The 22,482-nt window shown below is 70.4% G+C and carries 21 protein-coding genes and 1 pseudogene; 4 read left to right on the forward strand and 18 right to left on the reverse strand.

The window, feature by feature from the left end; translation table 11 throughout:
• Positions 1-23: 23 nt before the first annotated feature.
• Together AB0M56_RS32040 and AB0M56_RS32045 are read left to right on the forward strand one after the other, a co-directional pair.
• A pseudogene (locus AB0M56_RS32040) lies at positions 24-1,357 on the forward strand (nucleobase:cation symporter-2 family protein).
• Complete coding sequence (locus AB0M56_RS32045) at positions 1,354-1,950, forward strand: TetR/AcrR family transcriptional regulator (RefSeq protein WP_364182901.1); 597 nt, start codon at positions 1,354-1,356, stop codon at positions 1,948-1,950. Before AB0M56_RS32040 ends, AB0M56_RS32045 begins: the two are co-directional and overlap by 4 nt.
• Before the next feature lie 6 nt (positions 1,951-1,956).
• Here the strand turns inward: AB0M56_RS32045 and AB0M56_RS32050 are convergent, their stop codons facing one another.
• From AB0M56_RS32050 to AB0M56_RS32080, 7 genes are all read right to left on the reverse strand, one after another.
• The gene (locus AB0M56_RS32050; RefSeq protein ID WP_364182904.1) at positions 1,957-2,778 is read right to left on the reverse strand and encodes a hypothetical protein; all 822 of its coding nucleotides are present in this window, start codon (positions 2,776-2,778) and stop codon (positions 1,957-1,959) included.
• A gap of 139 nt (positions 2,779-2,917) precedes the next feature.
• Positions 2,918-4,540, reverse strand: a complete 1,623-nt coding sequence (locus tag AB0M56_RS32055) for an NAD-dependent malic enzyme (protein WP_364182907.1) — start codon at positions 4,538-4,540, stop codon at positions 2,918-2,920.
• A gap of 79 nt (positions 4,541-4,619) precedes the next feature.
• The gene (locus tag AB0M56_RS32060; protein WP_364182910.1) at positions 4,620-4,784 is read right to left on the reverse strand and encodes a hypothetical protein; all 165 of its coding nucleotides are present in this window, start codon (positions 4,782-4,784) and stop codon (positions 4,620-4,622) included.
• 26 nt (positions 4,785-4,810) lie between these two features.
• On the reverse strand, positions 4,811-7,081 hold the full coding sequence (pucD, locus tag AB0M56_RS32065) for a xanthine dehydrogenase subunit D (RefSeq protein ID WP_364182912.1): 2,271 nt from the start codon (positions 7,079-7,081) through the stop codon (positions 4,811-4,813).
• Positions 7,078-8,418, reverse strand: a complete 1,341-nt coding sequence (locus AB0M56_RS32070) for an 8-oxoguanine deaminase (protein WP_364182914.1) — start codon at positions 8,416-8,418, stop codon at positions 7,078-7,080. Before AB0M56_RS32070 ends, pucD begins: the two co-directional genes overlap by 4 nt.
• Positions 8,415-8,903, reverse strand: coding sequence for a (2Fe-2S)-binding protein (locus tag AB0M56_RS32075; protein WP_364182916.1), 489 nt, complete (start codon positions 8,901-8,903; stop codon positions 8,415-8,417). The genes AB0M56_RS32070 and AB0M56_RS32075 overlap by 4 nt, the downstream gene beginning before the upstream one ends.
• On the reverse strand, positions 8,894-9,763 hold the full coding sequence (locus tag AB0M56_RS32080; RefSeq protein ID WP_364182919.1) for a xanthine dehydrogenase family protein subunit M: 870 nt from the start codon (positions 9,761-9,763) through the stop codon (positions 8,894-8,896). Before AB0M56_RS32080 ends, AB0M56_RS32075 begins: the two co-directional genes overlap by 10 nt.
• 124 nt (positions 9,764-9,887) lie before the next feature.
• On the opposite strand from AB0M56_RS32080, the gene AB0M56_RS32085 reads away from it, so the two are divergent.
• The gene (locus tag AB0M56_RS32085) at positions 9,888-11,282 is read left to right on the forward strand and encodes a helix-turn-helix domain-containing protein (RefSeq protein WP_364182921.1); all 1,395 of its coding nucleotides are present in this window, start codon (positions 9,888-9,890) and stop codon (positions 11,280-11,282) included.
• A 108-nt stretch (positions 11,283-11,390) separates the two neighbouring features.
• Here AB0M56_RS32085 and htpG read toward each other — a convergent pair whose 3' ends face one another.
• The 3 genes from htpG to aceB form a co-directional block, all read right to left on the reverse strand.
• Positions 11,391-13,328 carry a molecular chaperone HtpG gene (gene htpG, locus AB0M56_RS32090; protein WP_364182924.1) on the reverse strand — a complete coding sequence of 646 codons (1,938 nt, stop codon included), beginning with the start codon at positions 13,326-13,328 and terminating at the stop codon, positions 11,391-11,393.
• A gap of 450 nt (positions 13,329-13,778) precedes the next feature.
• The gene (locus AB0M56_RS32095) at positions 13,779-14,987 is read right to left on the reverse strand and encodes an aldolase (RefSeq protein WP_364182927.1); all 1,209 of its coding nucleotides are present in this window, start codon (positions 14,985-14,987) and stop codon (positions 13,779-13,781) included.
• Complete coding sequence (aceB, locus tag AB0M56_RS32100; RefSeq protein WP_364182930.1) at positions 14,987-16,561, reverse strand: malate synthase A; 1,575 nt, start codon at positions 16,559-16,561, stop codon at positions 14,987-14,989. Before aceB ends, AB0M56_RS32095 begins: the two co-directional genes overlap by 1 nt.
• A 121-nt stretch (positions 16,562-16,682) precedes the next feature.
• Between aceB and AB0M56_RS32105 the strand changes: the two genes are divergently transcribed.
• Positions 16,683-17,447, forward strand: a complete 765-nt coding sequence (locus tag AB0M56_RS32105) for an IclR family transcriptional regulator (RefSeq protein WP_364182933.1) — start codon at positions 16,683-16,685, stop codon at positions 17,445-17,447.
• A 9-nt stretch (positions 17,448-17,456) separates the two neighbouring features.
• Here AB0M56_RS32105 and AB0M56_RS32110 read toward each other — a convergent pair whose 3' ends face one another.
• The 8 genes from AB0M56_RS32110 to AB0M56_RS32145 all read right to left on the reverse strand — a co-directional run bounded on the left by AB0M56_RS32110 (position 17,457) and on the right by AB0M56_RS32145 (position 22,380).
• The gene (locus tag AB0M56_RS32110) at positions 17,457-17,714 is read right to left on the reverse strand and encodes a hypothetical protein (protein WP_364182936.1); all 258 of its coding nucleotides are present in this window, start codon (positions 17,712-17,714) and stop codon (positions 17,457-17,459) included.
• A gap of 19 nt (positions 17,715-17,733) precedes the next feature.
• Positions 17,734-18,231, reverse strand: a complete 498-nt coding sequence (locus AB0M56_RS32115) for a GNAT family protein (protein ID WP_364182939.1) — start codon at positions 18,229-18,231, stop codon at positions 17,734-17,736.
• A 110-nt stretch (positions 18,232-18,341) separates the two neighbouring features.
• A complete protein-coding gene (locus tag AB0M56_RS32120; RefSeq protein WP_364182942.1) occupies positions 18,342-18,656 on the reverse strand; it encodes a DUF4333 domain-containing protein in 315 nt (104 codons plus the stop codon).
• A 12-nt stretch (positions 18,657-18,668) separates the two neighbouring features.
• Positions 18,669-19,409, reverse strand: a complete 741-nt coding sequence (locus tag AB0M56_RS32125; protein WP_364182945.1) for a hypothetical protein — start codon at positions 19,407-19,409, stop codon at positions 18,669-18,671.
• On the reverse strand, positions 19,406-19,885 hold the full coding sequence (locus AB0M56_RS32130) for a YbaB/EbfC family nucleoid-associated protein (RefSeq protein ID WP_364182947.1): 480 nt from the start codon (positions 19,883-19,885) through the stop codon (positions 19,406-19,408). Before AB0M56_RS32130 ends, AB0M56_RS32125 begins: the two co-directional genes overlap by 4 nt.
• Entirely contained in the window at positions 19,882-20,382 is a 501-nt protein-coding gene (locus AB0M56_RS32135) for a hypothetical protein (protein WP_364182949.1), read from the reverse strand. The genes AB0M56_RS32130 and AB0M56_RS32135 overlap by 4 nt, the downstream gene beginning before the upstream one ends.
• Before the next feature lie 25 nt (positions 20,383-20,407).
• On the reverse strand, positions 20,408-21,811 hold the full coding sequence (locus AB0M56_RS32140) for a putative T7SS-secreted protein (RefSeq protein WP_364182952.1): 1,404 nt from the start codon (positions 21,809-21,811) through the stop codon (positions 20,408-20,410).
• Positions 21,811-22,380 carry a hypothetical protein gene (locus AB0M56_RS32145; protein ID WP_364182954.1) on the reverse strand — a complete coding sequence of 190 codons (570 nt, stop codon included), beginning with the start codon at positions 22,378-22,380 and terminating at the stop codon, positions 21,811-21,813. Before AB0M56_RS32145 ends, AB0M56_RS32140 begins: the two co-directional genes overlap by 1 nt.
• Between the last annotated feature and the right edge of the window lie 102 nt (positions 22,381-22,482).

The following is a 22,482-nucleotide window of genomic DNA, read 5'->3' on the forward strand; positions in this document are numbered from 1 at the left end:
CCGAATCCCCACCGGGAGAGCACATGTCAGAACGAGCTACCCGTCATCCCGTCGATGTGCGCCCGAAGTGGCCACAGCTCGTGCTCGGCGGAATCCAGCACGTGGCGGCGATGTACGCCGGCGTGGTGGCCCCGCCGCTGGTGATCGGCGCGGCCGTCGGGCTCTCGCCCGGGCAGCTGAGCCTGCTCATCAGCGCGTCCCTGTTCACCGCCGGCCTCGCCACGCTCCTGCAGACGCTCGGCGTGTGGCGCTTCGGCGCGCGGCTGCCGCTGGTCAACGGCGTCACGTTCGCGTCCGTCGCGCCGATTCTGTCGATCGCGCAGCAGCACGCCGGCAACGCGCTGGGCGTCGTCTACGGCGCGACGCTCGTCGGCGGTGTGTTCGTGGTGCTGGCCGCGCCGTTCTTCTCGAAGCTCACGCGGTTCTTCCCACCGGTGGTAACGGGCACCGTCATCACGCTCATCGGCGTCTCGCTGCTGCCTGTGGCCGTGCAGTGGATTTCCGCGCAACAGCCGGCGGCGCGGCCGAGCGGACTGCTGCTGGCGGGCGTCACGTTGATCGCGGTGCTGGTGTTCACGCGGTTCCTCAAGGGTTTCTGGAGCCGGATCGCGCTGCTGTTGGGCCTGGTCGCCGGAACGTTGCTGGCGTGGCCGCTGGGCGAAGTCGACACGTCGACACTCGAGCAGGCGCCCGTGTTCGGCATCGCCACGCCGTTCCACTTCGGCGCGCCGGTGTTCGACATCGCGGCGATCGTCTCGATGCTCATCGTGATGCTCGTGGTGATGGCCGAGAGCACGGCCGACCTGCTGGCGCTCGGCGAGATCGTCGGACGGCCGACCACGAGCCGGACCCTGGCCGACGGCCTGCGCGCCGACGGGCTCGCCACCGCCGTGAGCACCGTGTTCGGCGGGTTCGCGTGCACGCCTTCGCGCAGAACATCGGGCTCGTGTCACTGACACGGATGGTCAGCCGGTACGTGGTCGCGGCCGGCGGTGTGGTTCTGGTGGTGCTCGGCGCGCTGCCGGTGACGGGCGGAATCGTGGCGCTCGTGCCGCAGCCGGTACTCGGCGGGGCCGGGCTGGTGCTGTTCGGCAGCGTGGCGGTGAGCGGCGTGCGGACGCTGGCGAAGGCGTCGTTCGAGCATCCCGGCAACGTCGCGATCGTGGCCGCGTCGCTGGGCGTGGGCCTGATTCCCATCGCGGTGCCGGGTTTCTACTCGGGATTTCCGGCGGCGCTGCAGGTGGTGCTGAACTCCGGCATCAGCGCGGGCTGCCTCACGGCCGTGGTGCTGAACCTCGTGTTCGGCGAACGGTTGATAGAACGCTCTACCGCCCCGGAGCTATCCTCGGTGCCGTGACAGGCACGAAGGACCGCATCCTGGCCGCGGGCGCGGAGCTCTTCCGCCGCGGTGGCTACACCGGCACGGGCGTGAAGCAGATCGTCGAGAAGGCCAGCGCGCCCTTCGGCTCGCTGTACCACTTCTTCCCCGGTGGCAAGGAACAGCTCGCCGAAGAGGTCATCCGCACGTCGGGGATGGAGTACGCGCAGCTGTTCGACGTGTTCATCTCGCCGGCGCCGGACCTGGTGGCGGGCATCGAGGCGTTCTTCGCCTCCGGGGTTACCACGCTGATGGAGACGGACTACGTCGAGGGCTGCCCGATCGCCACGGTGGCTTTGGAAGTCGCGACAACGAGCGAACCCCTGCGCCAGGCGACGGCCGACGTGTTCACCGCGTGGATCGACGCGGGGACGGCTGGGTTCGCGGCGTTCGGGCTGCCGGCGGAGCAGGGGCGGGTGCTGACGATCGCGTTGATCACCAGCCTGGAGGGCGCGTTCGTGCTGGCGCGGTCGATGCGTTCGCCGGATCCGATGGCCGTGGCGGGCGCCGCCGTGGTCGACGTCGCCCGCCGGCTGCTGACGGACCTCGACGACGACGGGCATCGGCGGTAGGGGGTGTCAGTCCGGGCAGCCGGTGCGGGCGAGGACCCCGTGGCCCTGGACCACGGTGGTGGGGCCGAGGTCCCGGGGATCGACGGACAGCCGGGCCGCGATGTCGTCGGCGTCGCACTTGTCGGGCAAGTTGTACTCGGCTTGCAGCTGCCGGTAGCGATCGTGGAACTTCAGCGACAGTTCCTTTCCCACGTACGACCGGACGTTGTCGTCGAAGGAACCGTCGGGCCACGGATTGTCCTCGTGCGGCAACCTGAAACCCGCCTCGCCCGGATGCGGCGGCCCGATCTGCTCCTCCGGCACCATCAGGTCGTACCAGCGGATGACGGTCCCGTGCTCCGCGATGAACCACGACGTCGTCGAGTCGCCGTGGCTCCTCAGATACAGGTGCGTCGCGCCGAACCGCCGGCTGAGCGCGGCGCACCGGTCCCTCCGCACGATCCGGTGGGCGGCCTCATCAGCCCACATCTGCTTGACGTCGTAAGGGTCTTCGACGCCGTCGGCAAGCGTGCCGTGAAAGTCCTCCGCCGGCTCGCCGAACACCAGGGTCCAGCCGTTCAGCACCGGGCTGACGTAGACCACCGAGCACCGGCCGTGGTCCTGCCCCCAGTTCAGCCGTTGGTACCACCAAGCCAGCCGGCCCATGCGCATCGTCACCGGCACCGGGGCCGACAGGCCGAACGCGTCCAGCACCGCCGCCTGGTCAGTCGTCGGCAGGGCGTACCAGAACTCGCACGCGTTCAGGGGCAGCGGCTGCTCCGCCGGCAGCAAAGCTGGGTCGAACGGTTCGCCCAGCGTGGCGAGCACGGCCAGCGCCGCCTCCCGCAACGAAGGCGACGCCAGCGCCTCGCCTACCGCGGCGAGGCCTCCGCCCTGAAGTTGCGCAGGGGAAGCGGGGTGTAGTCGCCGTCGGTCGCGATCTCGGCCAGGAGCTCGGCAACGCCCACGTGCCGAACTTATCGGATCGTCAGCGGTAGTCGGGCGTCCAGCGGGCCCGGCGGACCGTTTCGGCGAGGTCGTCGTTCGCCGCGGCGACGCCGTCCTGCACGGCTTGCTCGGCCACGGCCGTGGCGATCCGCGTGGCGACCTCCGGCACGTCTTCCCACGCCGGCAGAAGTGGTTCGTCCGGGTCGTTGAGCGCGGGTGACGCTTCGCCGAGTGTCTTCGCGGCGACGCGCATCATCGCGTCGGTCACGCGCGTGGCGCCGACGGCCGTGACGGCCAGGCCGATGGCCGGGAAGATGTAGACGTTGTTGCACTGCGCGACGCGATGCTGCTTGCCGTCGCGCGCCACCGGTGCGAACGGCGAGCCCGTGGCGACGAGGGCGCGGCCGTCGGTCCACTCGTCCAGCTCCCGCGGAGTCGCCTCGGCCCGGCTGGTGGGGTTGGAGAGCGGGAAGATGATCGGCCGGTCGGTCTTGGCGGCCAGCTCGCGCACGATCTCCTCGGTGAACGCGCCCACCGCCGTCGAGAGTCCCAGCAGCACGCCGACGTCGACGTTGTGCACGACGTCGGCCAGCCCGGCGCCGGTCCAGCCTTGGGTTTTGGCGGCCGGCTGCGCGAAGCGGCGCTGGCCTTCCGACAGGTCGGTGCGGTCGTCGGTGAGCAGGCCCGCGATGTCGACGACCCAGATCCGCTCGGCCGCTTCGGCGTCGGACAGGCCCTGCGCCACCATCTCCTGGCGGATCATCTCCAGCACGCCGATACCGGCCGAGCCCGCGCCGAGCATCACGACCTGCTGCTGGGACAACGGCCGCCCGGCCACCTTCGCCGCGCCGTGCAGCGCCCCGACCGCGACGGCGGCGGTGCCCTGGATGTCGTCGTTGAAGGTGAGCAGGCGGTCGCGGTAGCGCTTGAGGATCGGCTGGGCGTGCGCGGTGGCGAAGTCCTCCCACTGCAGCAGCACCTCGGGCAGCTCTTCGCGCACCGCCGTGACGAAGTCGTCGACGAACGCGTAGTACTCGTCGTCGCCGATGCGCCGGTGGCGCCAGCCCAGGTACTGCGGGTCTTCGAGGCTCTCGACGTTGTCGGTGCCCACGTCGAGCATGATCGGCAACGTGCGCGCCGGGTCGATGCCGCCGATAAGCGTGTACAGCGACAGCTTCCCGATGGGGATGCCCATGCCGCCGATGCCCTGGTCGCCCAGCCCGAGAATGCGCTGCCCGTCGGTGACCACGATGACGTCGACCTCTTCGCGGGGCCGGTTCCGCAGCACTTCGCGCAGGTGCTCCCGGTCGGGGTAGGCCACGTACAGGCCCCGCGGGCGGCGGTAGATCTCGCTGAAGCGCTGGCACGCCTCACCGACGGTGGGCGTGTAGACGATCGGGAGGGTTTCCTCCAGGTGCTCGGCGAGCAGCCGGTAGAAGAGCGTCTCGTTGCGGTCCTGCAACTCACGCAGGAACACGTGCTTGTCCAGATCGGCGGGCTGGCGCGCGAACTCCTGGTAGGTGTGCGCCACCTGCTCGCCGATCGTCTTCTCGGCGAGGGGGAGGAGGCCGAGCAGGCCGAGTCGGCGCCGCTCGTCGTGGGTGAACGCCGTGCCTTTTGTGGTGAGTGGGTTGAAAAGGCGGTCGTGTCCGCGGTCCGGCATGCGCGCTCCCCCGTCTGATCCACATCGGACGTTCCGCGTCGACTCAACCACTGCGCCGCGTCGCCCGCCAGCCCGCCATTCACCAACCGGACACCACGGCACGGACCGCGTTCTCCGGCTCGGAACCGGCAATCTTGGCCCCGAGCGCGGCCCGCAGCGCCGCGGCGGCCTGCTCGAAAACCGCCAGCGAGGAATACCCGAGATCAACGCCGACGGGTCCACGGTCAGCGAGCCCGGCGACCACGCCGTGCCGCGGGAGGTCGATGATCCTCAGGTTCCCGTCAGGTGTTCCGGCCGGACCGGCACCCGGGTGAGCGCCAGGCCCGTCGCGGCGCGGATGGCGGCGACGATGGCCGGGGTGGAGGAGATGGTGGGGGGTTCGCCGACGCCGCGGAGGCCGTAGGGGGCGTGGGGGTCGGGGCGTTCGAGAACGTCGATGGACATCGGGGGCATGTCGAGGACGGTGGGGATGAGGTAGTCGGTGAAGGAGGGGTTGCGGACGCGGCCGGCGTCGACCTGGATTTCCTCCATGACGGCGAGGCCGAGGCCTTGGGCGGAGCCACCCTGGATCTGGCCGAGGACGGCTTGCGGGTTGAGGGCGCGGCCGACGTCCTGGGCGCAGTCGAGCGCGACGACCTTCACCAGGCCCAGCTCCACGTCCACGTCGACCACGGCGCGGTGGGCGGCGAAGCCGTATTGCACGTGGGCGACACCCTGGCCGGTGACAGGGTCGAGCGGATAAGTCGGGCGGTGGCGCCATTCGACCGTTTCGTCGAACGTCGAGGACCCCAGCACCGACGCGAGATCCGCCAGCACCACGCCGTCGGACGCGACGAGCTTGCCGCCGGCTACCCGCGTGGAAACAGGCAGGCCGGCGTGGGCCATGAGGCGGGAGCGCACAGCAGCGGAAGCGGCCTGCACGGCGCCGCCGGTCACGTAGCTCTGGCGGGACGCCGACGTGGAGCCGCCGTTGCCGATGGAGGTGTCCATGGGCAGCACGGTCACCTGCTCCACGCCGAGCTCCGTGCGCACGATCTGCTGCATGATCGTCACGAGCCCCTGCCCGACCTCGCACGCCGCGGTGTGCACAGTGGCCGCCGGCTCGCCGCCGACGAGTTGCAGGCGCACGCGCGCGGTGGAGTAGTCGTCGAAGCCCTCGGAGAAGCAGACGTTCTTGATCCCCACGGCATACCCGACACCCCGCACCACGCCTTCGCCGTGCGTGGTGTTGGAGACGCCGCCGGGCAGGTGGCGGAGGTCGAACGAGCGCGAAGCGGGCAACGGCCTGGCGCGCAAGCGTTCCAGCAGCTCGGCGACGGACGCGGCCGAGTCCACGACCTGGCCCGTCGGCATCACGGCACCCTCGGTCATCGCGTTGCGGATGCGCAGCTCGACCGGGTCGAGGCCGCACGCGGCGGCCAGCTTGTCCATCTGCGACTCGTACCCGAAAGCCGCCTGCACCGCGCCGAAGCCGCGCATCGCGCCGCACGGCGGGTTGTTCGTGTAGGCGCCCCAGCAGTCCACCGCCACGTTGTCCACTGTGTACGGTCCGACGCCGAGCGTCGCCGCGTTGGCCACCACCGCGCCCGTTGACGACGCGTACGCGCCGCCGTCGAGGAACAGGCGCGCGCGGACGTACATGAGCCGGCCGTCGGAGGTGGCGCCGTGCTCGTAGTACATCTTCGCCGGATGCCGGTGCACGTGGCCGTAGAAGGATTCCTCGCGGTTGTAGACCATCTTCACCGGCTTGCCGGTGTGCAGCGCGAGCAGGCACGCGTGCACCTGCATCGACAGGTCCTCGCGGCCGCCGAAGGCCCCGCCGACGCCGCCGAGCGTCAGCCGCACCTTCTCGACCGGCAGGCCGAGCGCGGCGACGATCTGCTGCTGGTCGACGTGCAGCCACTGCGTCGCGACGTACAGGTCCACGCCACCGACAGTGTCGGGCACCGCGAGCCCCGACTCCGGGCCGAGGAAGGCCTGGTCCTGCATGCCGACCTCGTACACCCCGGACACCACGACGTCGGCCCGCACGTCCTCGGAGCCACGGCGGATCCGCACGTGGCGCACCACGTTGCCGTCCGGGTGCAACGACGGGCCCTCTCCGCGCACCGCCGCCTCGGAACTGGTGACGGGCGACAGCTGTTCGTACGTCACCTTGATCCGCTTCATCGCCCGCCGCGCCGTCTCCGGGTGGTCGGCGGCGACGAGCGCCACGGGCTCCCCCTGGTAGCGCACGACGTCGTCGGCCAGCACCGGCTGGTCGGCGTGCTCCAGCCCGTAGCGGTTGACGCCGGGCACGTCCTCATGGGTCAGCACGGCGTAAACCCCTTGCACCGCAAGCGCTTGCGTGAGGTCGATCCCGGTGATCCGCGCGTACGGGTGGGGGCTGCGCAGGGTCGCGCCCCACAGCATGTCCTCGTGCCACAGGTCCGAGGAGTACGCGAACTCGCCGCGCACCTTCACCGTGCCGTCGGGCCTCGGCGCATCGGCCCCGACGCCGTTGGTGGTGCCGGTGGCCTGCGAAGTGGTGGTGGTCGTCATCGGTCCTCCCGCAGCCGGGCGCTCGCGGCGGCCAGGTCGCGGGCGATCGCGGACTCGTCCTCCTCATGCAGCGCGCCGTGCTCCACCACGGTCCGGCCGCCCACGAGCAGTCGCGCCAACGGTGGGGTCGCGCCCAGCACGAGCGCGGCGACCGGGTCGGTGATGCCCGCGTACTCGAGCCCCGACAGGTCCCACACGGCGAGGTCACCGAGCTTGCCGGCCTCGATCGAGCCCAGCTCGGCGTCGCGGCCGAGGCAGCGCGCGCCGCCCAACGTGGCGAGCCACAGCGCTTCCCGGGTGGTCAGCGAGGTCGGCCCGCCGCGTTGCCGAGCCTGCAGCAGCGCCTGGTGCAGCTCCTCTCCGAGGCCGCCGGACTCGTTGGACGCGGCGCCGTCGACCCCGAGGCCCACGGGCGCACCGGCGTCCAGGAGGTCCCGCACCGGGGCGATGCCCGCGCCGAGCCGGCCGTTGGACGTCGGGCAGTGCGCCGAGCCCGTGCCGGTGGCGCCGAAGCGGCGGATCGCGTCGAGCGAGAGGTGGATGGTGTGCGCGAGCCAGACGTCGCCCGCCAGCCAGCCGAGCTTGTCCGCGTACTCGGCCGGCGTGCAGCCGACCTCGGCGAGGCACTGGCGTTCCTCGTCGAGCGTCTCGGCCAGGTGCGTGTGGAGCCGCACGCCCTTGCGGCGCGCCAGGTCCGCCGCGCCGGTCATCAGCCGCTCGGTGACGGAGAACGGTGAGCACGGGCCGACCGCGATCCGCAGGCGTGCGTCGGGCGACGAGTCGTGGAACCGGTCGATGACCGCCTCCGTGCCGACCAGCGCGGCGTCGGTGCCCTCGACGAGGTTGTCCGGCGGCAGCCCGCCGTCGGACTCGCCGCGGTCCATCGAGCCGCGCACGAGGTGCAGCCGCACGCCGACGCGCTGGCGGGCCGCGACGAGCGCCTCGACCTGGTCGCCGCCGTCGCGCGGGAAGACGTAGTGGTGGTCGGCCACGGTCGTGCAGCCGGTCAGCGCGAGCCGCGCCATCCCGGCGGTGCCGGCGGCGTGCGTGATCTCCGCGTCGAGGCGGCTCCACACGGGGTAGAGCGCGACCAGCCACTCGAACAGCGTGTGGTCGGCCGCCATCCCGCGCGTGGCCCATTGGTAGAGGTGGTGGTGGGTGTTGACCAGGCCGGGCGTCACGAGGCAGCCGGACGCGTCGACGTGCTCCTCGGCGTCGCCGGTGAAGGTGCCTTCGCCGACTTCGGCGATCACGCCGTTGTCCAGGAGCACGTACCCCGAGCCGTATTCGGGGCCGCTGACGGTGGCGATCGCGGCGTTCTCGACGACCGTCCTCATGCGACACCACCCTTCACGGCGCCGCCCTTCACGACAGCGGCGGCGCGGACGGCGTCGAGGATCTTCTCGTACCCCGTGCACCGGCACAGGTTCCCGGCCAGCGCCTCGCGGATCTCCTCGTCGCTGGGCTGCGCCACGCGGTTGAGCAGGTCGTGGGCCGCGACAACGAGACCGGGCGTGCAGAAACCGCACTGCACGGCGCCGTTGTCCACGAAGGACTGCTGCACGGGATCCAGCTTGTCGCCGTCGGCCAAGCCCTCGACGGTCCGGACCGAGTGGCCCTCGACCTGGCCGGCCGCCACAAGGCACGAGCACACCGGCACGTCGTCGAGGTACACCGTGCAGGATCCGCATTCGCCCTGCTCACAGGCGTTTTTCGAGCCCGGCAGGCCGAGCCGCTCGCGCAGCACGTAGAGCAGGCTCTCGCCTTCCCACACGTCGTCGGCCTCGCGGGCCTCGCCGTTGACGGTCACGTTCACGCGCACGTGCGCTCACTCCCCCGGTGTTCGTCCCAGGCCCAGGTCAGCGTGCGCCGAGCGAGCACGGCCAGGGCGTGTTTTCGGTAGTCCGCGCTGCCGCGGACGTCGTCGATCGGTGCGGCGGCCTCGGCGACGAGCTCGGCGAAGCGCCGTTTGAGCGAGTCCGCCAACGCCGTGGGCGCGTCCCACGGCAGCTCGGCGGCCAGGAACTCCTCGGCCGCGCGGGCCCGGCGCGGGGTGGGTGCGGCGGACCCGACGGAGGCGCCCACCTGGCGCTGCGAAGGCCGCAGGTTCACCGCGAAGGAGCAGACGGCGATCACCATCGCGTTGCGCGTGCCGACCTTCGCGAACTGCTGCGGACCCGCGTGCGCGGGCAGGTGGACGGCGGTGATCAGCTCGTCGGGCTCCAGCGCGTTGCGCTTCACGCCGAGGTAGAACTCCTCCGCCGGCAGCACGCGCGTGCCCCGGACGGACGCGACCTCCACGCGCGCGCCGAGCGCGAGCAGCACCGGGTGCGTGTCGCCGGCCGGTGACGCGGCGCCGAGGTTGCCGCCGACCGTGCCGCGGTTGCGGATCTGCGGCGAACCGACCGTGCGCGAGGCCATCGCCAACGCGGGCAAAGGTTCACCCAGCTCGGTGATCACGCGCGAATAAGACACGGCCGCGCCGAGCCGGACGGTCCCGTCCGAAGTGGACCACTCCGCCAGCTCCGCGACGCCGGTGAGATCGAGCAGCGCGGCCGGGCGGCGGTGGTCGAAGTTCAGCTCCACCATCACGTCCGTGCCACCGGCGATCGGTACCGCGTCGGGCCGTTCGGCCTTCACGGCCAGCGCCTCGGCCAGGTCGGCGGGTCGCAGGAAATCCACGCTCGAGCTCCTCCCCACGGGCTGATGTCCCAGTACACGCCGAACGCGCCCGCGCGGCAACGGTGCCCCGCCATGAAAGCCGTCCCAGCGGAAGACCACCCGTTTGTGCTTTCCTACAAGCCTGATGACGACCGTGAGAACCCTGCTGGGCCTGCCCGGCCTGCGCCCGCACCCGAGCACTGCCGAGGACCTGCTCGACCGCGCCGTCACGCGGATCTACGTGACCGAGCTGCCCGACCCGGGCCGCTACCTGACGGCGGGTGAGCTCGTGCTGTCCGGGCTGCTGTGGTGGCGCGCGCCGGGTGACGCCGAGCCGTTCGTGGCGGCGCTCGCGGCCGGGGGCGCCGCCGCGTTGGCCGCGTCGGGCGCCGACGCCGGTGGCATCCCGGAAGACCTCATCGACACGTGCGCGCGCCACGGCGTCCCGCTGCTGGAGGTACCGCCGGACCTGTCGTTCGCCGTGGTCACCGAGCGCGTGGTACTCGCCCTCGCGGCCGCCGCCGATGGAGCGCGCAAACGCTTGCTCACCGCCGCGGCGGAGGACGCGCCGCTGGAACACCTGCTGGCCCGCGCGGCCGAGGAGCTCGGCACGGCGTGCTGGGTCCTCTCGGGCGTGCCCCGCGTGGTGGCCGGCACGGGGCCGCTGCCGGTGTCGGCGGCCGAGCCCGTGCGCCAGTTCGCCGCCGCCCGCGCCCGGCCGACGGCGGCCGGCGGCCTGACCGTGCTGCCGGTGGAGAGCCGCCACGCGGTGCCGTGGCTGCTCGCCGTGGACGGACCGCTGAGCACCGCGCAGACCGAACTCGCCGAGGAATTGGCCGGGCTCGTCGGGTTGGCTCGCGCGCGGTCGCGTCCGTCGCCGGCGCCGCTCGGCGGGAACGTCCGCGCGGTCGCCCTGCGGACCGAGGACAGCGCCGAGGCCGACGACGTCCTCGCCGAACTCCTGGCCACCACCGGGAAAGCCGTCACACCGACCGGCAGCCGCGACCACACCGAGGCGCTCGCCCTCGTCGCCGACGACGGCTCGTGGCCTGCCGGCTGGGCCGACGACGCGGTGACCGCTCTGTCCACAGTGGAACCCCTGCTGCGCGCGACGCGGATCCTCGCCGGTGTCAGCGATGCCGTGCCCGCGGCGGAATCACGCGGCGCGTTCGAGGTGGCGCGCCACGCGCTTTCCCTTGCGGCGGACCGGGAAGGCGACGTGGTGGTCGTGCCCGCCGCCGCGCTCGGCGTGCACCAGCTCCTGCTCGCCGGCACGTCCACCGACCTGCGCGCCGCGTTGCGCCGGCGCCTGCTCGGGCCACTGCTCGACTACGACGCCGAGCAGCACTCCGACCTCGTGCGCACCGTGCGCGTGTTCCTCGAGTGCTCCGGCTCCCCCACGCGCGCGGCGAAAACCCTGCACATCCACGTGAACACCCTGCGCTACCGCATCGGCCGCGCCGCCGAGCTGCTCGGCGTGGACCTCACGGACTTCGTCGCGCAGGTCGACGTCTACCTGGCGCTGGTTTCGGAGTCCTGAAGCCGGGAAGGGCCTCCGAGGAATTCCTCGGAGGCCCTTCCCGGACCTAACCGGCCAAAACCAGCCGACCTTTGCCAACCACGGCGCGTCGGCGGAGCCGACGCCAAATTACAGCGCCTTCGCGGCCCGATCGGCGACCAGATTCAGGAACCGGCCCGGGTCGGCCAGCTCGCCGCCCTCGGCCAGCAGCGCCATGCCGTGCAGCAGCTCCGCCGTCTCGGCCAGCGAACCGTCCGCCGGGTTCTCCGCGAACGCCTTGCGCAGGCCGGAGACCAGCGTGTGCTCCGGATTGAGCTCCAGGACCCGCTTGATCTGCGGCATCTCCTGGCCCATCGCGCGGTACATCTTCTCCAGCGTCGGCGTCATGTCACCCGAGTCGCCGACGATGCACGACGGCGAGGTGGTCAGCCGTGAGGAGAGGCGAACCTCCTTGACGCTGTCGGTGAGCGTCGCCGACATCCACTTGAGCAGGTCCTCGTACTCGGCCTTCTGCTCGTCGGACGTCTCGTCGCCGCCGAGGTCGACCTCGCCCTTGGCCACGGACTGGAACGACTTCTCGTCGAACCCGCCCACGCCGTCGACCCACATCTCGTCGACCGGGTCGGTGAGGATGAGGACCTCGTAGCCCTTGGCGCGGAACGCTTCCAGGTGCGGCGAGTTCTCGATCACCGTGCGCGACTCGCCGGTGAGGTAGTAGATGTGCTCCTGGCCTTCCTTCATCCGCGAGACGTAGTCGCGCAGCGAGGTCGGCTTCTCCGCGTGGTGCGTGGACGCGAACGACGAGATGTCGAGGATGGCCGGGCGATTCTCCGGGTCGTCGAGCAGACCCTCCTTCACCGCGCGGCCGAACTCGCGCCAGAACGTGGCGTACTTCTCGGCGTCCTCGGTCATCATCGTCTTGATCGTGGAGAGGATCTTCTTCTCCAGCCGCCGACGGATCGCGCGGATCTGGCGGTCCTGCTGCAGGATCTCGCGCGAGACGTTGAGCGAGAGGTCCTGCGCGTCGACCACACCCTTGATGAAGCGCAGGTAGTTCGGCATGAGCGCTTCGCAGTCGTCCATGATGAACACGCGCTTCACGTACAGCTGCACGCCGCGCTTCGCGTCCCGCATGAACAGGTCCATCGGCGCCTGGGACGGGATGAACAGCAGCGCCTGGTACTCGAACGTGCCCTCCGCCTGCATGCGGACGGTCTCGAGCGAGTTGTTCCAGTCGTGGCTGATGTGCTTGTAGAACTCCTGGTACTCCTCGTCGGAGACTTCCGAGGAGGGGCGGGCCCAGAGGGCCTTGCGCGAGTTGACGGTCTCGAGTTCGGGCGCGGCGTCGGCGCCCTCTTCGGTGCCTTCTTCCGCGCTGTCCGGCGCGCCCTGCTTGGCCATCCGCACGGGCCAGGTGATGAAGTCGGAGTACCGCTTCACGATCTCGCGGACCTTCCACTCCGACGTGTAGTCGAAGAGGTGGTCCTCGTCGTCGGCCGGCTTGAGGTGCAACGTGACGGCGGTGCCCTGCGGCGCGTCGGCCACCGGCTCGATCGTGTAAGTGCCCTCGCCCTCGGACTGCCAGCGCACGCCGTCGGCGGTGCCGGCCTTGCGCGTCACGATGGTGACCTTGTCGGCGACCATGAAACTGGAGTAGAAGCCGACGCCGAACTGGCCGATCAGGTCTTGCGACCCGGCGGCGTCTTGCGACTCTTTGAGCTTGCGGAGGAACTCGGCGGTGCCCGACTTGGCGATGGTGCCGATGAGGTTCACGACGTCGTCACGGCTCATGCCGATGCCGTTGTCGCGGACGGTGAGGGTACGGGCGTCTTTGTCGAGGGTGAGCTCGACGTGGAGGTCCGAGGTGTCGGCTTCGAGGTCCTTGTCGCGGTAGGTCTCGAGGCGGAGCTTGTCGAGCGCGTCGGAGGCGTTGGAGATGAGCTCGCGGAGGAAGATGTCCTTGTTCGAGTAGATCGAGTGGATCATCAGCTGGAGGAGCTGGCGGGCCTCGGATTGGAATTCGAGGGTTTCGGGCTGTGCCGCTTCAGTCGCTGCTTCTTGAGACATGGTGTCGCGTTTTCCTTTCCCAACCCACACCAGAAAGACGGCAGCGAGCCTACCTGGGATGGGTTGGGTTGGTTGGGGGTGCGGTCCTTCGCAGGGCGTGTTGCGTTGGGGGTGCAGGCCCTCGCGGGGCGGCTCGCGTCGGGTGTGCACCCCGAAGCTGGATTGTGTTGACGGTCGGTGACGTGTTGTCAAGGCGGGAAAGCGTGCCTTGACAACACGTCGCCGGCCGCAAAGAGGCTTCGGATCGGGGTGCCGGGGAGGGGCTGGGTGCAGGTTCCGCTGCGTGGGTGGGCGGCGGTGGGGAGGGTGGGCCCGGCCTGGGTGGGGGGTGAGTCGAGCAGGTGGGTGGCGGTGGAGTCGTCAAAGCACCCCAAGGTCGCGTTCGGTGCGTTGAGTGCCGCGACGCCACATTGGGTGCGTTGAGTGCAACGAACGCCGCGTGGGGTGCGGTCAGCGGGGCGTCTCGGGCCGGCGGCGGGCGTAGCCGGCGAGGGTCGCGGCGTCGAAGGGGAGTTCGGCCGCTTCGAGGGCGCCGCAGTGGAGGCCGCCGAGGAGGTAGTGGGCGAGGGCGGCGGCGGTGGCGGGTTCGTCGAGGACGCCGGTCGAGGTTTGGGAGGCGTAGTCGCTGAGGCGCTTCGCGGCGGTGGGGAAGCCTTCGCGGTAGAAGGTGTAGGTGGCGGCGAAGCGGGTCGGCAGCTGGTTCGGGTGCAGGTCCCAGCCCTGGTAGAAGCCGTTTTCCAGGGAGCGGCGGACCAGGCGCAGGTGTTCGGCCCAGGCGCCGGGCAGGTCGTCGCCGATCGGCAGGCGGTTGGTGGAGCCGTCGGAGAGGCGTACGCCGGTGCCGGCGGCCGCGACCTGCATGAGGTGCTTCGCGAAGTCGGCGGCCGGGTGGGCCATGCTCTGGTAGGCGGCGCCGATGCCGAGGCCCGCGCTGTAGTCGTAGGTGCCGTAGTGCAGGCCGGAACAACGTCCGGCCGCCGCCTGGATGATCCGCGCGACCGACACCGTGCCGTCGTGGGCGAGGATCGACTGGGCGGTCTCGATCTGCACCTCGAAACGCAGCGTGCCTTCGGCCAGGCCGTAGGCGATCTCGAGCTGTCCGAGTACGTCGGCGGCCACCGAGACCTGCTCGACGGCGGTGACCTTCGGCAGTGTGACCACGAAACCGTCGGGGAGGTCGCCGTTGCTGAGCAAACCGTTCAGGAACAGGTCCAGCGTGCGGATGCCGCGCCGGCGGGTGGCGGCTTCGAAGCTCTTGAAGCGGATGCCCACGAACGGTGTGCCGCCCGTGGTCGCGAGGGTCTGCCCGGCGGTCAGGGCAGCGGCGTCCTCGGCTTCGTCGCCCGGGTTGCCGTAGCCGTCCTCGAAGTCGATCCGCAGATCCTCGATCGGCTCGGTGAGCAGTTTCGTCCGCACGCGCTCGGCGACGTCCGCGTCGAGGCCGAGCACGTCACCGCGCTCGACGAACACCCGCATGGCCTGCTTGCCCCAGTCGGCGACCAGGCGCGTGCGGTACTGGGAAGCCGGCACGTACACGGTGTGCACGGGGCGGCGGCCCCGCGGCTCACCGGGGTACAGCGCCGCGACGCGCGCGTCGGCCTCGGCCAGGCGCGCGTCGGCGGCGGTGTAGACGTCCTCGGTGAGCCTGCCGTCCCGCATTACTGAATGTGCTCGTAGGCCGGCAGCGTGAGGAAGTCCGGGAACTCGTCGGCCAGCGCGACCTGCTCGAACAGCTCGACGGCCGGGGTGAGCACGTCTTCCTTGACCTCGGCCGAGAGCTCGCCGCGAACCTCGGCCAGCACGCCGCGCACCAACTCCGCCGTGACGATGTCGCCGGTGTCGAGCCGGGTGCCGTTCCTGACCCACTGCCAGATCTGCGACCGCGAGATCTCGGCGGTGGCCGCGTCCTCCATGAGGTTGTGGATGGCCGCCGCGCCGTTGCCGCTCAGCCAGGAGGCGATGTAGCGGATGCCGACCTCGACGGCGGCGCGCAGGCCGGCCGCGGTGGCACTACCCGGCGTCGAGGCGACGTCGAGGAGCTGGTCGGCGGTGACGCTGACCTCGTCACGGGTGCGCTCGAGCTGGTTCGGCCGGTCGCCGAGAACCTTGTCGAACTCCTCCTTGCAGAGGGCGACCATGCCGGGGTGCGCGACCCAGGAACCGTCGAAGCCGTCGGCCGCCTCGCGCGCCTTGTCGGCGTGGACCTTCTCGAACGCGCCCTCGTTGACCTTCGGGTCCTTGCTCGGGATGAACGCCGCCATGCCGCCGATCGCGAACGCGCCGCGCTGGTGGCAGGTGGCCACGAGCAGCTCGGTGTAGGCGCGCATGAACGGCGCGGTCATGGTCACCGAGTTGCGGTCCGGCAGCACGAACTTCTCACCGGCGTCGCGGAAGTACTTGATCACGCTGAACAGGTAGTCCCAGCGGCCCGCGTTGAGGCCCGAGGCGTGCTCACGCAGCTCGTAGAGGATCTCCTCCATCTCGAACGCGGCCGGGATCGTCTCGATCAGCACGGTGGCGCGGACGGTGCCGTGTTCGATGCCGAGGGTCTTCTCGGCGTGGGTGAACACGTCGTTCCACAGCCGCGCCTCGAGGTGGCTCTCCATCTTCGGCAGGTAGAAGTACGGGCCCTTGCCGCGCTTGAGCAGCTCGGCGGCGTTGTGGAAGAAGTACAGGCCGAAGTCGACCAGCGCACCGACGCCCTGGCGGCCGCCGAAGGTGAGGTTGCGCTCGTCGAGGTGCCAGCCGCGCGGGCGGACCACGATGGTGGCGTGCTCGACATCGTCCTTGAGCGCGTAGCTCTTGCCGCCGCTCTCCAGCGTGATGGTCTCGCGGATGGCGTCGGACAGGTTGACCTGGCCGGACACGACGTTGGCCCAGTGCGGCGTGTTGGCGTCCTCGAAGTCGGCGAGCCACACCTTGGCGCCTGAGTTGAGGGCGTTGATGGTCATCTTGCGGTCGGTGGGACCGGTGATCTCCACGCGGCGGTCGCGCAGCGCCGGCGGCGCCTCGGCGACCTTCCAGTCGCCCTCGCGGATCTCCTTCGTCTCCGGCAGGAAGTCGAGCCGGCCGGTCGTGCGGGCTTCTTCGCGGCGCTTGCCGCGGGCCGCGAGCAGCTCGTCCCGGCGCGCCGCGAAGGCGTCGTGGAGCCCCGCCAGGAAGGCGAGGGCTTCCGGCGTCAGGATCTCGTCGCCGCGCTCCACCGAGCCGCCGAGGACCTGGACTTCAGACATGCGAAACACCCCGAGTCGTACTTTGGATAACGTCCCTACGGTTTTTACCTGACGGACTATAGTTTCTGCATAGCGGAAGCTCAAACGCTCGGAAGAAGAGGACCTGTGAGGAGGACCACCGGTGGCAGCTGAGAAAGGCGGACGGGACGGCGGCGTCCAGTCCCTGCAGCGCGCATTCGAGCTGCTGGAGCACCTCGCGGACACGGGAGGGGAGGCCAGCCTGTCGGAGCTCGCGACCCTGTCGGGGCTGCCGATGCCGACCATTCACCGGCTGATCCGCACCCTCGTGGACCTCGGGTACGTCCGCCAGAACACCAACCGCCGCTACGCCCTCGGCGCGCGGCTCATCCGCCTCGGCGAGAACGCGAGCATGCAGTTCGGCTCGTGGGCGCGGCCGTTGCTGGTCGAGCTCGTGGAGGAGGTCGGCGAGACGGCCAACCTCGCCGTGCTGGAGCGCGACGAGGTCGTGTACGTGGCCCAGGTGCCCTCGAAGCACTCCATGCGCATGTTCACCGAAGTCGGCCGGCGCCTGCTGCCCCACGGCACCGGGGTCGGCAAGGCGATGCTCGCGCAGCTGCCTGCCGACGACGTCGCGGCACTTCTGGCGCGCACGGGCATGCCCGCGTACACCGAGCACACCTTCACCGACCCCGGCGCGCTCGCGGCGGAGCTCACGCGCATCGCTTCGCAGGGCTACGCGCTGGACGAGGCCGAGCAGGAGCTCGGGGTCCGGTGCATCGCCGTTGCGGTGCCCGGCATGCCGGTGCCCGCGGCGGTGTCCGTGTCCGGTCCGTCCGGCCGATTGACCGCGGACGCGGTGGCGAGCATCGCGCCGGTGGTGCAGAAGGTGGCGGATCGGCTCTCGCAGCAGTTGCCGGTCACCTGAGCTCGCCGCTCAACCGGCCTCGGGTGGTGCGGGCCGCTGGTCGAACGCGTTCTTGAATGCGTCCGCGGCTTGCTCCGCCGACCCGGTCAAGAGTGTCCTCGACAGCATCGCTCGGACCTGGTTGCGCAGCGCCTCATCGCTGATCGCGTCGGCGAGTTCGCGAGCAGCGTTGAGCCGCCGATCTTCCTGGCTCTCCTCGCGCATCAGGTTGACGACGGCCAGACCGATGCCGAGGAGCAGCAGGGACGCGCCGATCGAGGCGAACACGACGGTTACACCAGCGCGGTCACCTGAGCTCGCCCGCCAGGAGGTCCATCAGCAAGCCGTCGTGGAAGGTGCCGTCAGGGCCGCGTTCGTACTGGCGCAGCACGCCGACCGGGCGGAAGCCGAGCTGGGTGTAGACGTGCACGGCTTTTTCGTTCGCGGCGGCCGGGTCGATCGTGAGCCGGTGGTGGCCGTGGGCGAACAGGTGGCGCGCGAGCACGCGGATGGCCTCAGGGCCGATGCCGTCGCCGTGGTGGGCCGGGTCGACGGCGATGTCGATGCCGGCGTGGCGGTACTGCGGGTCGAGTTCTTCGCAGCTCTGGATGAGGCCCACCGTTTCACCGGCTACTTCGATGACGTAGCAGACGAAACCGGCTTCCTCGTCGAGCAGGGTTTCGACCTCGGGCTCGGTTTCGCCCCACCATCGGGCGACTTCGGGCGTGGACAGGATTTCCTGGCCGCGCTCGCGGTCGTCGGGGGTGAGCGGACGCAGGCGGACGCGCGGGCCTTCGAGGGACATGGCTGGGTTTCCTCTCGTCTGGGGGTTGTCGGGCGACGAGAGGGTCAGGCGGTCCACGAGGGCGTCAATACACACCGCGAGTTTGCGCCGGCGGGGACCGGTGTGTCACCTCAATTCGTGGTGACGTGGTCATCGACCTTCACGGAGTAGCGGACGTCGCTGCCGTTCACGGTGTTGATGGTCGCCGTCAGGCCGGCCTTGGTGGTGCCGGCGACGAGTTCGCAGCGCATCTGCTGGCCGACCTTCGCATCGATCGGGCCGGGGCACGTGATCGTGTCCGGGCGCTGGCCCACCGACTGCTGCAGCGCGTCGGCGATCCCCTTCTCCAGGTCGGCCTTCGCCACTCGGCGCTGCACCTCCACGTGCGCGGAACACCCGGCCACCAACGCGATGCCACACACCGCGACCACCAAACGACGCACCACAGCCAGCCTCCTCTAGGCCCAGACGGAACGCGGAACCAAATCGAGCAGATCGCACCGCAAATCCAAGGCGGCGACGAGTTTTTCGGGATCACGGTGATCGGTGAGGCGGTCGAGGACCACGAAGTTCGCGCCGAACAAGGTGAACCCGCGGAATTCACGAGGGTCGGTCTTCAGGAAGTGGGTGACCTGCGGGACGAGCACCGCACGGGCGAAGCGGTCGTCGCCGGTGTGCACCTCGTAGCGCTCGTCGAACTCGGGATCTCCCACTTTGAGGTCGCCGCGCTTGATCGAGTCGTTCACGCGGCTCTCGAGCGGCACCGCCGGGCCCACCTGCAGGGCCGGCCCGAGTTTCGGAGTACGCACCCACACGGCCCGCGTGTAGTGGATGGCCACGCCGCGTTGGCGCACCTTGAACCTGGCGCCGAGGAAGGGGCGTCCCCGGTGCATCCCGCTCACGATCTCGTGCGCCTCGAACGCCTCGGGCAGGCGCGCGAACGGATCGCTCGGTGAGAACAGCTCGTCCGCGAAGGAACGCTGCAGATAGTGATCGCCTTCGTTGTAGAAGGCGCAATAGGAGTCGTTGCGCTCCTCGTACTGCCAGCCCCGCCGCGGCGCTTCCTCGCTCAGCCGCTGCAGCACCACGGCTTCGGCGCGCTGCATACCGCGGTTGTTCCACACGACGAACCACGTCACCGCAGCCGCGATCAGAAGCGTGCCGCCGATGACGATCACGAGGATGAGCGCTGTGCTCACCGGGTCGGCTCTCGGTCGTAGACGCTGAAGTCGTCGAACTCGCCCTCGGGCGGCGTTTCCCGAACCGGTGGACGCGGTGGCCGCGTGGTCACCGATTCCGGCCGCGAGGCGCCGAAAAGCTGCTCGTCGGAGTCGAGCACGCGGTCGAGGAATTCGGTACTCCCCAGGCCCCTTCGCACGACTTCGGCCTGCATTCGCGCCGCCGCGGCCTGTGCCTCGCCGATCGCGCGCATGACGTCCGACGACAGCACGGCGGGATCCGTTTCCCGAGCCCGTTCGCTGAAGGTGACCGACGCGATCGCGCCGCCCGGCCGCGCGACCACGGTGACCACGCCGTCGGGCGAGGTGGCGCTGCCCATGGCGTCCTTGAGCTCGTCGGCGACCCGAAGGTAGGCCTCGGCACGCAGCCTGTTGTCGGTCGCGGCCGTGTCGATCGCCTCGATGCGGGCCAGCAGCTGCCGCGCGGTGTCGTTCATGGCGCCTGCTCCGGTTTGACGGTGGTGAGGAATTTCTGGAAGTCGTCGATGACGTGCTCGAACTGGTTTTCCAGCAGCGCGGACAGCACGATGTGCAAGACCGCGCGACGCTCCGCGTTTTGCTGGTCGCGCATGACTATGAACACCTGGAACTGCACGAGGTCCACCTGCTTGCCCTTGAGCCCGACGGTCAGCTTCACCGCCTGCGTGAGACCCGGGTTCTCCGCCGAACCGACCTCGTTGCGCCGGCCGAGCTGCACACCCTGTGCGCCCGCGCTCCGCAGCCGCTCGACTGCCTCGTCTCCGATGGCCGTGAGCGGCGCGTCGTCCTCGCGAAGCTCGCCGGTGATCGTGATGTTCGCCGTGAAGCCCTCGCGCGAACTGCCGGTGTTGAGCGCGACGAACGCGGCGTCCGGCGTGCCGACTTCGTCGGGCGGAACGGATCGCCAGCCGTCCGGCAGCTCGAAGACGATCGGGACGGGGAGGGTGCCTGCCACTGTGTCTGCTCCGAATCTCTGGTGGTCAGAAGCCGAGGAAGTCGCCGACGGCGCCCGCTGCGTTCGCGATGCCGTGCCCGACGTCGGACGCCACGTCGGCGACGTCACCGGCCACGTCCTGCACGGTGTCGACGACCTCACCCGGATCGATGCTGAGGTCGAACCCGACCTTGCCACCGATACCCAGGGCCACGCCGAGCGAAGCGCCGACGTGGAACTTCCCGTCGTCACCCATGCCGAACTGGCCGCTCGCCTCGGCGCCGACACCGGCCCAGGCCTCACCGTGCGCTCCGGCGGTGACACCGGCGACCTCAGCGCTCGCGTTGCCCTCGATGCGGCCGCCCGCGAATCCTTCGACGCTGCCCTGCATCCCGGACCAGCCGAGCGATCCCTGGGCGGACGCCTTGGCCCCGACCTCGGCCGAGGCATCGCCCTTGACCGCAACGTGGTCGCCGTAGTGGACCTCTCCCTGGGCACTGCCCTTGGCCAGGTACGCCTCGGCAGACGCCCCCGCCGTGAGGCCCAGCGGGCCCGCACCGGCGTGGGCCTCCGCTCCGGCGCCGAGGGCCGCGCCCTCGATTTTGCCGCTGCCGCCGAAGGTTCCGTCGCCGAACTTGCCGTCCAGCGAACCGTCGACGAGATCGACGCTCGCCGACGCCGACACCGTGCTTTCGGAGGTGTCGATGCCGAACTTTTCGAGGAGGCCACCGAGTTTGTCGGTGAGCATGCCATCGGACTGCGAACCGAATTCGCGCGAATAGTTCTTGCCGCCCTTGTGGTCCTGCCAACCGCCGGGGTCCTTGTCGACCCAGTCCTGCTTCTCGGGGTCCCACACCTTCTTCGTGTCGCGCTCCTCGGCACCGAACTCGTGGGTCTTGCCAAGATCCTTCTTGTACGTGCCGTCGGACTTCTTCTCGAAGCCCAGCTTCTCCGCCGTGGAACCGCCGGCCTCTTCCAGAGCGGCGCGGGCGGCCCGCAAGATCTGTTCGGCCTGACGGGTCGCGCCCTGACCGGGATCGGCAAAGGCCGGGACCGAGTACCCGCCGGTGAGGGCCTTGTAGGCGTCCGCAATCCACTGCGAGGACGCTGCCCGAGTGGCGGCCTGGCCCTGCGTGTACAGCTCGATCGCCCGCTGGGCTTCGGACTGGCTGCGCGTCAGCGCGTCGCCGTAGTCCGCCAGCGCGTTGGCGCCGGTGCCCAGCACGCCGATGGTGTCGAACCACTTCTTCGGCTCCCGGCCGAAGGTCTCGCGGAACCGGTCGCTCGCTTCGCCGGACCACTGCTTCGCGTCGACGCCGGAGAGGCCGTCGGAGATCGCGGCCATCTTCTCGATGTTGCGGACGAGGTCCTTCAGGTCGCCCGAGATGAAGCGTGGCTCGCCGGGGACGAGTGCCTTCGGGTCGGTCGTCTCCCCCAGTTCGGCGGCCATCAGAAAACCGGTCCTTCGCGGTCCGCCTCGGTTACGGGGTCAGGGCCCTCCACTTCGGACTTCGGACCGGGGAACAGCTCCCGGGAGCGCTCGGGACTCATCACGTCCGGCGGGAGTTCGTCGATCGACCCGCTGATGCGGCCGGTCGCACCGCCGGTCCACGCGGGACCGAGCTTCTCGCCGTCGCCCGGGTTCCCGTCGACCGGCTTTCCGTCGAGGGAGCGGTGCAGGACCTCGCCGAGCGGGCCGAAGATGTCGCCGCCGAAAGAGCCGCCGAACGCCTTCGCCGCGGTCTTGACGATCGCGTCGCTCGCGGTGCCGTCGGCGCCCGCGTAGCGGACCGCCGCCGTGCGCAGGTCCTCGCCGTGGCCGTGAGCCTTGCCGGTGAGTCCTTCGACGACGGACTCGATGTCCGCGATGAAGCTGCCCCAGCCCGCCTGCACACCGGGGTGCCCGTAGTCGCCGCTCGGGCCCTGCCACAGCAGGCCCGCGGCGCCTCCGACGACGTCGCCGATGGTGTCGGCGGCGCGTTCGAGCTCCTCTGTTACGGCGTCGAACCCGCCCGTCATCCCCCGTGAACCCCTCGTCCGGCCTGCAACGACGAGTCCACCGTGACAGAAACCGACGAGGTTTCTGCCCGCTTCGCCGGTTGATCACCTCAACGGGCGAAT

The organism is Amycolatopsis sp. NPDC051372, assembly GCF_040682095.1.
In the GTDB taxonomy this organism is placed as follows: domain Bacteria; phylum Actinomycetota; class Actinomycetes; order Mycobacteriales; family Pseudonocardiaceae; genus Amycolatopsis.

What these genes read in the sequence shown, in the direction of transcription:
- AB0M56_RS32055 (WP_364182907.1), bottom strand. Translation starts at nt 4,540, where the DNA reads ATGCCGGACCGCGGACACGACCGCCTTTTCAACCCACTCACCACAAAA.
- pucD (WP_364182912.1), bottom strand. Translation starts at nt 7,081, where the DNA reads ATGACGACCACCACCACTTCGCAGGCCACCGGCACCACCAACGGCGTC.
- AB0M56_RS32070 (WP_364182914.1), bottom strand. Translation starts at nt 8,418, where the DNA reads ATGAGGACGGTCGTCGAGAACGCCGCGATCGCCACCGTCAGCGGCCCC.
- AB0M56_RS32085 (WP_364182921.1), top strand. Translation starts at nt 9,888, where the DNA reads ATGACGACCGTGAGAACCCTGCTGGGCCTGCCCGGCCTGCGCCCGCAC.
- htpG (WP_364182924.1), bottom strand. Translation starts at nt 13,328, where the DNA reads ATGTCTCAAGAAGCAGCGACTGAAGCGGCACAGCCCGAAACCCTCGAA.
- AB0M56_RS32095 (WP_364182927.1), bottom strand. Translation starts at nt 14,987, where the DNA reads ATGCGGGACGGCAGGCTCACCGAGGACGTCTACACCGCCGCCGACGCG.
- aceB (WP_364182930.1), bottom strand. Translation starts at nt 16,561, where the DNA reads ATGTCTGAAGTCCAGGTCCTCGGCGGCTCGGTGGAGCGCGGCGACGAG.
- AB0M56_RS32115 (WP_364182939.1), bottom strand. Translation starts at nt 18,231, where the DNA reads ATGTCCCTCGAAGGCCCGCGCGTCCGCCTGCGTCCGCTCACCCCCGAC.
- AB0M56_RS32130 (WP_364182947.1), bottom strand. Translation starts at nt 19,885, where the DNA reads ATGAACGACACCGCGCGGCAGCTGCTGGCCCGCATCGAGGCGATCGAC.
- AB0M56_RS32140 (WP_364182952.1), bottom strand. Translation starts at nt 21,811, where the DNA reads ATGGCCGCCGAACTGGGGGAGACGACCGACCCGAAGGCACTCGTCCCC.
- AB0M56_RS32145 (WP_364182954.1), bottom strand. Translation starts at nt 22,380, where the DNA reads ATGACGGGCGGGTTCGACGCCGTAACAGAGGAGCTCGAACGCGCCGCC.